The 12,929-nt window shown below is 50.3% G+C and carries 11 protein-coding genes and 1 pseudogene; 3 read left to right on the forward strand and 9 right to left on the reverse strand.

From position 1 onward, the window contains the following. From GE278_23675 to GE278_23685, 3 genes are all read right to left on the reverse strand, one after another. Positions 1-2,718 (reverse strand): fimbria/pilus outer membrane usher protein, encoded by a 2,718-nt coding sequence (locus tag GE278_23675; protein QLK63803.1) that lies wholly within the window; start codon positions 2,716-2,718, stop codon positions 1-3. Continuing rightward, positions 2,648-3,322, reverse strand: coding sequence for a fimbria/pilus periplasmic chaperone (locus GE278_23680; protein ID QLK63804.1), 675 nt, complete (start codon positions 3,320-3,322; stop codon positions 2,648-2,650). The genes GE278_23675 and GE278_23680 overlap by 71 nt, the downstream gene beginning before the upstream one ends. A 61-nt stretch (positions 3,323-3,383) precedes the next feature. Next, positions 3,384-3,896: a fimbrial protein gene (locus tag GE278_23685; protein QLK63805.1), complete on the reverse strand. Its 513-nt coding sequence runs from the start codon at positions 3,894-3,896 to the stop codon at positions 3,384-3,386. Positions 3,897-4,462: 566 nt separating this feature from the next. Here GE278_23685 and GE278_23690 point away from each other — a divergent pair. Together GE278_23690 and GE278_23695 are read left to right on the forward strand one after the other, a co-directional pair. Continuing rightward, positions 4,463-5,170 carry a hypothetical protein gene (locus GE278_23690; GenBank protein QLK63806.1) on the forward strand — a complete coding sequence of 236 codons (708 nt, stop codon included), beginning with the start codon at positions 4,463-4,465 and terminating at the stop codon, positions 5,168-5,170. A gap of 50 nt (positions 5,171-5,220) precedes the next feature. Continuing rightward, positions 5,221-5,925 carry a hypothetical protein gene (locus GE278_23695; protein ID QLK63807.1) on the forward strand — a complete coding sequence of 235 codons (705 nt, stop codon included), beginning with the start codon at positions 5,221-5,223 and terminating at the stop codon, positions 5,923-5,925. A 61-nt stretch (positions 5,926-5,986) separates the two neighbouring features. On the opposite strand, the gene GE278_23700 is transcribed toward GE278_23695, so the two are convergent. Further along, the gene (locus GE278_23700) at positions 5,987-6,658 is read right to left on the reverse strand and encodes a fimbria/pilus periplasmic chaperone (GenBank protein QLK63808.1); all 672 of its coding nucleotides are present in this window, start codon (positions 6,656-6,658) and stop codon (positions 5,987-5,989) included. Between the two features lie 1,154 nt (positions 6,659-7,812). Here GE278_23700 and GE278_23705 point away from each other — a divergent pair. Continuing rightward, positions 7,813-8,379: pseudogene (locus GE278_23705) on the forward strand (IS3 family transposase). Between the two features lie 364 nt (positions 8,380-8,743). Here GE278_23705 and GE278_23710 read toward each other — a convergent pair. The 5 genes from GE278_23710 to GE278_23730 form a co-directional block, all read right to left on the reverse strand. Continuing rightward, entirely contained in the window at positions 8,744-9,121 is a 378-nt protein-coding gene (locus tag GE278_23710) for a hypothetical protein (GenBank protein QLK63809.1), read from the reverse strand. Positions 9,122-9,324: 203 nt separating this feature from the next. Beyond that, positions 9,325-9,648 carry a hypothetical protein gene (locus tag GE278_23715; GenBank protein QLK63810.1) on the reverse strand — a complete coding sequence of 108 codons (324 nt, stop codon included), beginning with the start codon at positions 9,646-9,648 and terminating at the stop codon, positions 9,325-9,327. 926 nt (positions 9,649-10,574) lie between these two features. Next, a complete protein-coding gene (locus tag GE278_23720) occupies positions 10,575-11,639 on the reverse strand; it encodes a Replication protein (protein ID QLK63811.1) in 1,065 nt (354 codons plus the stop codon). 272 nt (positions 11,640-11,911) lie between these two features. Next, complete coding sequence (locus GE278_23725) at positions 11,912-12,178, reverse strand: replication regulatory protein RepA (protein QLK63812.1); 267 nt, start codon at positions 12,176-12,178, stop codon at positions 11,912-11,914. Positions 12,179-12,325: 147 nt separating this feature from the next. Beyond that, the gene (locus GE278_23730) at positions 12,326-12,859 is read right to left on the reverse strand and encodes a DUF1669 domain-containing protein (GenBank protein QLK63813.1); all 534 of its coding nucleotides are present in this window, start codon (positions 12,857-12,859) and stop codon (positions 12,326-12,328) included. Positions 12,860-12,929: the final 70 nt, after the last annotated feature.

Raw genomic sequence — 12,929 nt, forward strand, 5'->3', positions numbered from 1 at the left:
TTAGCGACAGTTGATTGTCGCAGTACGGAAACGGCTGTCTTTCTCCGCAGGGGCCAGTTTAACTTCACCAGTACACTGCTGATCGGCACCCGTGCCCCATTTCGCTTTCACGCGGCTTTTTTCTGGCACACCGCTCAGGTAAACATCACCGTTATCGCCGACAAAGCTAGCGCCGGTCTGTTTGCCGTCAATAATCAGGCTGACGGTGGTACCGAACGGCAGAGGCTTGCTGAGGTGATGAATGGTGGCCAGCACACGAGCCCCCACGCTGGCTTTGTAATCAGCCATCACCAGCGCGCCACGGGTCGGAACTACGGTTTTCACGGTTTCGTCCAGTTCTACATCATCGGCCAAGCTGTCAGTACCCAGACCAATATTGTTGCGACGATAAGGCGTCAAGTACGGGACAACGGCATAGCCGCGCCAGTCGGTTTTCACTCCGCGCTGGTTCTTGACCTGTACGCCACCGGCCTCCGGGACACGGACCAGCGCCATGGTGTCGCCCAGCGGCTGTGACAATGTCACGCCGTAGGGGTGCGCCACAATGCCGCCGTTCAGGCCAGCATTCACCTGGTGGTTACTGCTGCTGTAGCTGTAGCCGCCGTTTACGTTACCGTAGGTGCCTGCGTAGTTTGCGGTCATCGAACCGCTGTCACCTTCGTTTTTATTGGCATAACTTTCGGACGCACTCCAGTTCAGGCGGTTTTCCAGACTGCTGCCGCTGACGCCCACCTGGTTGCGCACACGATTACGGTTATCGGTGTACATGCTGTAGCTGGTGCGTGACCCCGCCAGCCAGCGGTCCAGCGGTATCGAGACGTTCAGATAGACGCTGCGATTTGGTTCACTGTTTGGATAGCGGGTATCGCTAACGTTCAGGCTGTAGCTGATGCCCGCGTGGCTGACGCCATAACCCAGCATAAAGGTGCGCTCTGCACCATCGTTACCCCAGTAGTCCTGCTGGTAGGCAGTCAGCGACAGGGAACCGTAGTCGCCCAGTCTCTGGCTAACCTGAGCCTGCATACGGCTACGTTTGTTATGCGTGCGGCGCCAGGTTTCCAGCGTATCGTCGTTGTCCTTTTTAGGGGCCTTTAGCAGAATTTCATTAGCTTCCCTAAAGTCGTAGAAGCCGGAAGTCGAGTAACGGTAGCCTGCCAGTACGAAAGAGGTGCCGCTTTGCAGGATGTCTTTCGCATACTGAGCGCGATAAGATTGCCCGGCACGGGTGGTCGCATTATCAAAGGAGGTTTCGGCGTGGGTGACGTCAAGCGACACAGAGCCGAAAGTGCCCAACCCCTGGCCAATACCGAGAAGTCCGGACTGGTAGTCCTTTGATCCGAGTAAGCCCCCGTAAGCTGACGTTGTGTTGGTCAGACCATACTGCACGGTTCCCTGTCCAAATTCTGGCGTACGCACGTCCTCAGACCAGGAGCGGTATTTCCCTCCCGTCACCGAGAAGCGCAGTTGCCCCTCACGTTGCATACCTGGCACTGCCGAGAACGGCTGAACGAAGGTGCTTTCTGACCCGTCAGCTTCGCGGATAGTTACCTCAAGGTTGCCGCTGCTGGCGGTAGGGTAGAGGTCACGAATTTCAAAGGCACCTGCTGCCACGGAGGTCTGGTAAATGACCGCGCTGTTCTGGCGGATGGTAACCTGGGCATTCGAGCGCGCTACACCGCGCACCACCGGAGCAAAGCCACGCATGCTGTCTGGCAGCATGCCATCGTCGGAGGCGAGCTGCGCACCGCGGAACTGAATGCTGTCAAACAGATCGCCCGGGGTGGAGGTGTCACCCAGTGTTAACTGCGCGCCGAGTGCATGAACGTCGTGCTGAGCGTAGGTGTTCAGGCTTTGCCAGCGGGTCATTACGTCCTGTTTGGTAATACGGTTGCCGTTTTCATCATAGCCCGGCTGTTTGCCTGTATTACGGGTGAAGGTGGCATTGTTGCGCAAACGCCAGCCAGCGAGATTAAGGCCGCTATCCAGGCGTAAAAACAGGTTGCTATACTCGCCGTCGCTCTGTCGCTGCCAGCTATTGTTGTAGTTCAGACCGTAGTTGAGCAGTAGCGCCGGCATACCGTGATCCCACAGTTCGGGGCTCACCGCATCGCGGGCCCGGAACAACAGCGATGCCTGCGGGATACTCAGGTCAAGGCGCAGCTTACGGAAGTTAAGCGTCGCGGAGGCATCCTCAACGTATTCCCCCGGTTTGCTCACTGTCTCATCATCAGAGAGGGCAACCAGTGCCGGAGATGCTTCCGGTTTGATGCCAAGTTCGCGCCAGTATTTAGCAGTCAGCACAGGAACCAAATTTTTGCCGTCGGCCACAAATTCAACGTCACGAGTCTCGATGAAATTATTGTTCAGGTAGATATCCACCCGATAATTACCGGGAAGCTGGGCACCGTTTTCAAAAGCGCTCAGGTCGGCCACTACCTGGCCGTTACCCCCACGCATGTCGAGAGCCTGTGGGTTAAAATAAATATCACCATCGGCAAAGGCGCCGCCAGAAATCATAAGGCTACCCAGAACCACGCTGTGCATGACCTGGCGGGCTATGAATTGGGAAAGCGGCGTGAGACGCATCTGTGGAGTCGGGCTGAACATAATTTTACCTGTTATTATCCGCGTTTGCTGGTATCTGGCGTTACTGGTGTGCTGTAGCGGTATGTCCGCCGTAATCGTTAATCGCCTGCCATTCGATGGCGCCGCTGCCATTTGCCTTAACTCGATGTTCGCCAAAAGGTGGAACCATGCCCGGTGTCTGGATTTCGGTGCCGCCTACCTTCAGGGTGTATAGCGAGACGTAGTATGGCGTTGGATTCTTCATCACCAACTCTCCGCCCAAACGGGAAAAAGTCAGCTTCTGGTACGCTTCAGCAGCGTCATGGCTGTTGAGATCAGCAGGGCGGAAGAAGTATTTGATCCGCTGGCTGATGACCACCTGTAGCTGGTTTTCTTTGGGTTTACCGGCGCTGCCAGGAATGCCCCTGACGCTTAACCAATAGAGGGATTCGCGGTCGGCAGGTAACTGCCCCCCGGCCCGGGCGATACGCAGTACGTTTTCGCTCTGGTGATCCAGGCGGAATAGCGGCGGAGTAATAACAAAGGGCACTTTAGCGGTATTGTTCTCGTCGTCATTTTCGAGCCGGGACTGCACCAGGTAGTCGGTGTTTTTACCCGGATTTTTAATGGAAACTGAAATCTCTTTGCTGTTTTCCGGATAGATAACTCGGGTACCGCCCACCACCAGACTGGCGGAAGCGGTGCCTGCGAAGGCTAACAGCAGGGCAGAGGAGAGCAATAGCGGTAAAGTACGCATGAAGTAGCACCTGTTGAGAAAGAGAAAACTGTCCGCCCAGTAAGAGCGGACAGAAGATGAATTATGGGTATTCGATGCTGAAATCAGCGGTAGCGTTAGCATCACCAGGTTCGACGGCTTCTCCGTTAGCCACGTAGTTAGCTGAATATTTCAGCGTTGCTGCTTTAGCCGTCACGGGTTTGGTCGCAGAGGTAGTGTTAATCGCAATCTGAGTACCATCTTCTTCATACAGGCCAACACCAACGCCGACTGCACCACCAGTTACAGCAATCAGCTGCGGGTTCGTGTCTGCTGTACCGGTAAATTTCACCTGGGCATTTTTAATGGAATCATCGCATTCTGTCAGATCAATGCTGAACGGAACGTTGAAGGATTTATTACCCGTCGTTGCGAATTCGGTAGGCAGATGTGTACCCAGTGGCACTTCAATTTTCACATCTGACGCTTCGCCATTGATATCACAGGTAGAGGCAAGGATTTTGCCGGTAAAGTTAATGGTACCGTCAGCCGCCTGAGCAACATTAAAGGAGAGTGCTGACAGCATAGCGGCGGCGATGATTGCTTTATTGAACATGTAATATTCCTGCTTAAGTTGAATGAAAATCCGTATATTTAAAAAGTTGATAATTCACTGATTGAGTGGTGATTTATCTTAGGCAATTAATCACCGATTCAACGTTATCCCATAAATTTTATGCTGGGTGTTTACGTATACTATGGTTATTTGTTGCGTGGCATAAATACGCCGCTCGTTCAGTTCGGGGACTATTCTGGAGGGATGTGTTCGGGTGTTCAATAGGGGGGGGGTATCTTTAACAAGTCTTCATGTTGTGGGTGGTGTGTGAGAAATGTTTAGTTTAAAAACAATGAGTTATATTATCTTTTCATCGCGCCAAACAAAGGAATAATAAAGCCCGCTATTATCTTATTGCTGGCATGGTGGAAAATGACGTGTCACATGTTGTTCTGAACGATAATAGACCGATCCGCATTCCTGATCATCTCGGGTATATAACGGATTTTTTCCTTAATGGTAAAGAGTGAAGTTAAGTCATTAATTAATGTCTTTACCTGATTAGTGCTTTTTTGGGCGAATTTATAAGATGATTTTCCTCTCCTGAACTAAATAAGATTAAAAATATGTTATCATTAGGTATAGTAAATCGAAGCGCACAAGTTAATACCCCCTCAAATTATTCAGATAAAGATCTCATTGCCGACCCACTGACGAACGCAATGGCGGAAGTTGCCCCGAATGGCTGTCAACTATTCCATGGCACAAAAATCAGTGTCTTGCGCAATATGCTGGAGAGTGAAAGCCATCCTGGGGCATTAAGATCGTATGGAGATTTATTCAGTAATGGTATCACTGTGAGTACCGGCGAAGCAGGTCTTCAGGGAGACATTGTCAATGCTGAGAATGCGCATTCGGTGTCAACCTGTAAAAAAGAAGACATTGCTATTCCTTTACACTATGCCTTACGTTCGGGGCAGGACGCTGAAGACTATCCTGTACTGTTCGGGATTAATATTGACCCACAGGACAGACGCGTCACTGAAAAGGCTTTTACGGATATTGGTGCTTTTACGGATTGTGCTGTCAGGGGACCTATTGGGCCGGATAGCATCTCGATGATCATGGTGCCCCTTAGTGATCTAGCGGACGTGAATAATATGATCCAGGGAACGGAGCTTGAAAGTGTTGCCGTAACCGCGTTTGAAGATTTTTTTGAACGCGCCTCAGGGTGGGGAGAGATAAACAACACCTCGTATCAGATACTTAGGGATACCTCTCAAGTGCAGAGCGTAGACGAACATGTGCAGTTAAGAAATTGCCTGTCTAGTTAAAGCTGTAACTGATTTATTTTTTCGTTTTTTTAATAATGAAAGGTTGTGTCATGCATTTTATTCACACGTGTTCCTCAACACGCGCCTCTACGGCAAATGTTTCAGCGTCCTCGGAACTACCGCTTCGACCGTTGCATAACCTAAGCCAGGGTATTATTCAGGATTTGCGTTCAGGATCTGAATCAAATAGCGATTTGCTCAGGCTTCACGATATCGTTGATAGCCCGGCGGTTCGATGGGAACATCCGCTTCAAGCTGACATATCATCATTGCAGTTTTCTGAGGCGCTAACCGAAAGTGCCCTCGGGCGTTGGGCGCAGGATGTAGAAGGGATCCCACGCCGGATTCATGGTGATAACAATACACTACCGGATATCCCTGCATCCCTAATGCAACCGGCCGTGATGGAAGCGGAGCAGTTAGCTGAGGATGCCCTGGGCACCTGGGCGCAGGATCTAGAAGGGATGCCACGCGTGATTCATAGTGATAATAATACGCTACCAGATATCCCCGCATCCCTAATTCGACCGGCCGCGATCGAAGCCGAGTCTTTGACCGCGAGTGCGCTGGGCACCTGGGCGCAGGATAGCGATAATTTCTCGCTGATGGAGGTCAGCGACCCTGGCTCTTCGGGAGGTGAGTCCGCTATATGGGATACAGAATCAACCAGTCAGGTGGAGCCGCTGACGCAGAGCGCGTTAGGCACCTGGGCACAGGACGCGGCGGGCATACCGCGCACGGTGGTGCACAAATAACGCCCTAACTCCCCCCGCACAGATACGTGCGGGGGGAATGCATTGCAACCACAAAGCGGCCTTACTGTCTTGCGGTCTCGCTGAATCCACCATAATCATTAATTGACTGCCACTCTATCTGGCCTTTACCCGACACTTTTACCCGGTGTTCAGAAAAAGGTGCCACCATGCCGGGCATCTCTACGGCAGTCCCCCCTACCTTCAGGCTGTAAAACGAAACATAATAAGGTGTTGGATTCTTGATGAGTAACTGGTCACCGTCATGGGAGAAAGTCAGTTTTTTATAGGCTTCTGCCGCTCCCTCCTTCGCCAGAGAGGTTGGCCGGTAAATAAATTTAACGCGTGTGCGGGCTACTATTTGCAGCTGATTCCCTTTTTGTACTTTTGGCGTGCCGGGGATCGCTTTCACATTTAACCAGTATAACGTCTCGCGATCGGTCGGGAGCTGCGTGCCAGCGCTGGCTATACGTAATGAATGTCCACTCTCACGATCGAGGCGAAACAGCGGGGGTGTGACAACAAAAGGTACCTTTGCCGTGTTATTACTGTTTTCATTCTCCAGCCAAGACTGCAGCAAATAGTCTGTATCTTTATCCGGATTATTGACCTGAACAGAAATTTCTTTGCGGTCTGCAGGATAAATAAAGCGTGAACCTCCCAGCGAAACTCCGGCCTGAGAAGAAAGGGCAGATAGCCCCAAAAACAGGATAAACAGCTTGAACGCTATGCGCATAAATAAATCCCTGACTAATTTAGAGTGGTTCAACAATAGTAAGTGCTCAGCGCGGGTTATAGAGCCCATGACTACACTCCCTATAGTGTAGAGTAGCTAACTTGTATCGCCCACGATATTCCTGCATCGCTATGATCCAGTGGTAAAGTCGCTCATCTGAACATGGAATCCGACGAGACGAGTCAGCGGTCGCGGAAGGGCAATTAGTGTATCGTCATATCGTTTACGTCAAGTGATAAACACGTTTTTATTTGTACCTGATATCATGCGGCCCTGCTGATTCCGCCAGTCTTTGTACACCAAACTAAGGTGCAGACTGCAGTACCGAAAACCAGCACCTTGTGTCACGCTGAAGTTATACACAGGGCGCTTACCGCGTCTGATTTTTCATCCTTTCAGGTGCCTCAAATCGATGAATAGAATAGATTCCAGCGCCTCCACGCGCGCTTCTGCTAGCGATAGCCTGTCGACATCAACATTTTCCAACTATCGAGAGCAATTCTGGCATGATCTCAGCCGGACTCTCACACGTGAAGTCAGTGCCGGGTCCTTATCGGACTCTTCTCTGCTGAGTATTCAGGATATTGCTGGAAACTATGCAATGAGCAACGATTCGGAGAGTTCGGACAGTCCAGGAGCATCGGGCAGGACAGAGTGCCATCAAGGAGTAATCAGCTTCACCGGGCCGCAGTTTATCCGGCGATAGCTACTCATGGAGAATTAGCTTTCGAGTAATAAGGGGCGGGTCAAAGAGCCCCAAGTCACCTTTAATGGATCATGCTGCTAATATCTCACCGATGAGTCTGATGGCGATGACACCTGCGACGGCAAACAGGCAGAGGACAATAAAAAAGACCTGATTGTTTGTTAATTTTATTTCATGCATTCGGGATATTAATCGTTTTTTCATAATTTTTTTCCGTCGGAAACTCTCGTATGTGTATTAAGCAAAATTCAAATACAGCATTGTGTCGTCAGCTATGTAAGTAAAGCGATGAGTAAATATTTGGGCGAGATTTTAATTGGGTTCTGGCGCCGACAGCACAGTACTTTGGCTAGATGAATTCCATAAGGTGTTTTTATAGTGACATTTATTTAAATTATTAATTTATTAAAAAGAAATATTAAGAATGCCAGCGGGGGGGGCGGACAATTACAGCTCTTACTGCGGAGAAATAGGGCCGGCACCTGAAAATCTCCTTGCCAGAAATTTTCGATCCTGCAGACCAAATGAGAAGTGGCTGACTGATATTACTGAGTTCCACCTGCCGGCGGGTAAGGTCTATCCGTCGCCCGTAATCGACTGTTTTGATGGCAAAGTGGTGAGCTGGCCGATAGGAACACGTCCGGACGCAAAACTGGTGAATGGCATGCTTGACGACGCGCTCGATACGCTCAGAGAAAATGAAAAACCGGTGATACACAGCGACAGAGGCGGCCATTATCGATGGCCGGGTTGGTTGGATCGTATTAATGCATCAGGTCTTAAAAGATCCATGTCGCGCAAAGGTTGCTCGTCGGATAACGCGGCGTGTGAAGGCTTCTTCGGGTGGGTCAAAAATGAAATGTACTATGGCAGAAACTGGGCGAGCACGACGCAGGAAGAATTTATCTGCTTCCTGGACAGGTACATACGCTGGTATAACGAAAAGCGAATTAAATTATCATTGGGTGCAATGAGTCCGGTTAAGTACCGGCAGCATCTGGGGATCACAACATAACCAGTCCAACAAAACATCCGCAGCTCCATACACTCAAATTGATGACTATTTAACATAACTAAAATCAGAATTTAGTGCGCATAATGCTATTTATGTTAAATATCAAGCATTTGCATTAATATCCGATCATGTTACAAAACTCTTCATACTTATCAGCGTCTATACTCAGAATTTAGGTGGAGGAAAGGTAAATGTGCGGTTGTTTTGCGCAGTACGAACCCCGTTCACATTACATTGAATAACGTTGATGGGGACGCTTGGGATTCGGAAATTATTCTTCGTTAATAAAACCAGCATGCGGAGGTAGCAAATACCCGCGTAATGGAATTTGAAGGTTCGAGTGTAACCATCGTTTGAACCACGCTTAGCAGCCACCTGCCTGTTTTGCCCCGTAGGTTGCTTGGTCAACGGTGTATTTGTCTCCGGCACTTGAGGAAAGTTGATTAATGAGGCCTTTGCATGAGAAGCCCATCATACTGAGATACTGCTTCGCAGATTTCACCGCCTCCTGGTTCCAATCAATGTTCAGGCTGTCCACTGCTACCGTAGCGTCAGAAATCTCGTAACCATCACCAGCATCCGATGAGAGTTGATCAATAAGTCCGTTCCGTGAGAAGCCCGCGATACTGAGATACTGCTCCGCAGATCTAACGGCATTATTTTGAGGCCCACTCAAATCTCCCGCCCATGTGGGCGCTGCGACAAACAAAGCGGCAGTTAGTACTATCTTCAAAAAATGCATTCAAATATCTCCATAACCCATACGGCGCCTCTAACACCCTCGAAGCCCTTGCCTCGCAAGGGCAACTGTATAAGGGGCCGCCTGTAAAAAGCAAATAGGGTTGTTTTTTAAGCATCGGTGTTTAGCAACTGCATGAGTCAGAGCTGAACAACGAGCTACCTTTCGCTCTACTTCCGAGTCCTCAGGACAATGTCATCGTAAAATTATTGCTCGGTTATTTCGCAACGTTCATTCGCGGATGGGATGTACGTCATATCCTTATCAGCTGAAACAAATCCACGTTTGAAACTGAGAATTGTTGTGTTGTTAGGCAATGTCTGGAAGATGATGTTGCGTGCAACACGGTACTCAATGTTCTGATTATCTTTACGAATATAGAGAGTCTGTTTTTGGTCATTAAAGCAGAGAATCTGGAAATCCTTACTATCTGACCCGTTAACTAATTGCCACTGGTTTGCTGTCTGATTGGCATGAGCAAGTGTGCTAAACGCCATCAGTGTAACGGCACATAAAGCTATTTTTTTCATCACGATATATCCTCCATTAATAATTTAATATCGGCCATCTAATCCAAGACTTTATGTTTTTATGCGCCTAAGCGCATGGAGGCGACAAATATGGCTAAAGAGAACGCCGTACCTGAGCGTCGCCGGTGACGCGGCGCAGCCGCCCAGGTTTGATAGATATTACCGATGCCCACCCCTCGCCCTGCTAGACCATTCCCGCTCATAGCAGTGAAACGTTAATGTACGCGCTCGGAGTGGTCCTGGCGAAGCCAGGGCGTATCTCCGCGTTAGCGCCTTTGGCGCTTACGAGCGTGTACTTCACAGCTAAAGCCAAACCTCTCAAAGCGACACTACCGTAGTAGTTACAACATTCACTTTTAAAGCCACTCTGTTCCGGGCCGTTGGCCCGGGGCGGGGCGGCTTTTCAGGTGGGCGGAGGGGGTGCATTTGCGCTCGGTGCTGGGGGTTGACGTGGGTGAGGCCTGGTGAATGTTGTAACTAATATCGCGGGTGTTATGCCCCGGCTTAGCCGGGGAGCTATTTCTTCTTTTCCCCCGGCAATTGATGCCGTTGTTCAGGTGTGGTTGCCCTGAGCAGAGCGAAGGGAGCTACTCCAGATGCCATGCCGTAGGCTGGCTCAGGAGTACTCTTTCTTTAGAAAGCTTGTTTTGTTCAGAAGTAACGTTCGAAATTAATCCTATTTGAATAGGGGTTTTCGAAGTTAATGGGATGCCTCAACCGAGGGAATTATCTCTTCGAATTTAAACGATTATTTCTTAGTCAGACGTTGCCCAGCGACGTATCGTGAGCGTGCCCCGACCGACGCCGGTGCACATTTTGGCGGATAACAGACGTGGGGAAGCCTGCCAGGCATCCGCGAACGGAAAAAATGCCAGCATCAGGCCCGCGAAATCGCAGGAAGGGAAAAGGTTTAGAAAGGAATGTGGTTAAGACAGTGAAACGCCGGCGCGCTCCAGGAGCCGCTGATAAAACGTCTCCGCATCCGTGGCCAGCAGCGTCGGGAACTCGGCTTGGAGGGCGCTTTCCAGTGACATTTGCGCGACCATCGTCAGATGTCCGGCGGCAGTATAGCGACGCCAGGCATTCTGGTAACGATTTGTCTCTTTTGCCGGACGCAATTGCCGCACTTTACGCGCCTGTTCGTCAAGAACGGCGCCAATATCCGCCTCAGTTCGCGCTTTTTCATCGCGCAGCTCCGGGCTGACAACCCAGCGTTTTATCTGTCTCAGCCGGTTTTTGAGGGAATGGTGGCGGTCAATGCTGATGCCCAGACGCGCCATTTTGAGCAGGTGACGCTGGTATTTCTGCTGCATAGATTCCGCCAGTCCGCTGGCGACCGCCCACTGGCGATATTTATGCAACCACTCCCGGATGCTTTCAACAGCAATGCCGCGTGAGGTAAAGCATTTGTCAGTGAGAAAAATACGCATGGGCTTGTTCTGGCCAGAATCGGCATCGCGGTCGCGGTGTATCACCACGTAGTCCAGCTGTTCCATGACGCGCAGGGCATGGAGCAGTACGTCATACGCCTTGCGGCCGTTCTCATAAACGTGCAGCGCGTTCATGCGGCGGGCAATTTCTTCCACCGGCAACATCATTTCAAAAAGGTAATCGCTGTCCGGACTGTAGTCACAATTTGCGGCCAGAACCAGCGACAGTGATGTCAGCGCCTCACGACTCTCAGAGCGTGGAGTAATACGCATAGGTTTAGGGATAAAAGTGGGGTCTGACGCACGGGTGTACGGCGTGTAGCCAATACGGCGAAGTGCGATCAAATCGGCATTTCGACGCCAGTCATGCTGACGGAAGCAGGCCACAACTTTGGCGGCCATGCCGCGCGGCGTCTTACCCTTGTAGGCAGGGTGGTTGTTGCGGTGCGTCTTGGACTGCCCTTTGCGCAGACGGTTTGATTCACCCCGGCGCGAAGGACGATAAACACTGGCAGCAACGCTGTTTGCTATCGGTGAGAACGGAAAGAGTTGTTCAGACACGGCTCCCAACGCTTATGTTGCGCCGGAGGAGTTGACCTTTAAAAGGCATAAATCTATACTCCCTGCATAGAGCAACAACTCTATACAGTTTTAGTGAGCCCCGTTTATCTTTCCTCGCCCGCCAAAGTGAAGAAGATATTCGGGGTTTTTGCTTTTCTGGGTCTGATAATTTGTCTCTCAGCACCCATTCCCTGCCACCTTACGGCGTGGCTCACCAAAAATTCTTTAACTGATCAGCAATCTAACACCGGATCCCAAAACACTCAAGAAAGTTATTCCGTAACGCCTTCAGCTAACCGAGCACTTGCCGTTTTGATCAACTCTTCAAGCATTTCTGTTTGCGTAAGACCTTCTGCTTCACATAAACGTTGAAAGTCTTCTTTCAGCGCACTCTGTACGTATACACGGATCTCTTTATGGGTATCTTTTCTACGAGCAACCAAAGCCTGCTGTCTTTCTGACGGCGTCAATGGGTTGCCTTTCCTGTAAGGGCGTTTATTTTTCGATGAGGAAGGAGCTGCATGTGTGGATTGTGACATTTTGGCCTCCCCAAGGATCTGAATATATCGTTTGGGAAAGCCTACTATAGATTCAATAAATCAGCAGCATAAAAAGCATTTCCACTCCCGTTGGCGCGGGATAAAACGAAAATGCGAAAAGAGGTAACGTTCGCCATTCGATGTCTGTCAGTACAACGATACCCAGTCTTTGCCTAACGCCCAACGCGACTGCCAGTGAGCAAGATAAGTTTGTGCCAGGTCAGGCACATCGTGCAGTACCAGAGCATTCTCCGAATTCGACCGTGCGGCAGATAGCGTATAGTTATACGAACCCGTCTCAACCGTCTGATTATCGACAATAATCACCTTGTCATGCATGATTTTAAACTGGCTGACGGTACGCACCGGAATGTCCGCATTCACTAATAAATTCATAGCGGCTACACTGGCTTTCCCTCGATTACCGCCTTCATCCAGCACCACCTGGACATCGACGCCGCGTTTCTTTGCGTCGACCAGTGCCCTGGCAATGTCGGGCGAGGTAAACGAATACCCCATCAGTCGAATGCTTTGCCGGGCATCACTCACCGTTTGCAGTACCAGCTGCTGCGCGCTGCCTTCGGGCGAGAATCCCACCTGTATCGACGGTGCCGCAATGGCAGTGCAAACGCCCGTACTCAATAACATGACCAGCAAGGCCACCCGCAATCTATTCTTCATCTGTCTATTTACTCCTGGTAAGGCAGTGCATAAGTTCCTGCCGACACGCTGGCAGTCAGCAGGCAAAAGG

Source organism: Enterobacteriaceae bacterium Kacie_13, assembly GCA_013457415.1.
In the GTDB taxonomy this organism is placed as follows: domain Bacteria; phylum Pseudomonadota; class Gammaproteobacteria; order Enterobacterales; family Enterobacteriaceae; genus Rahnella.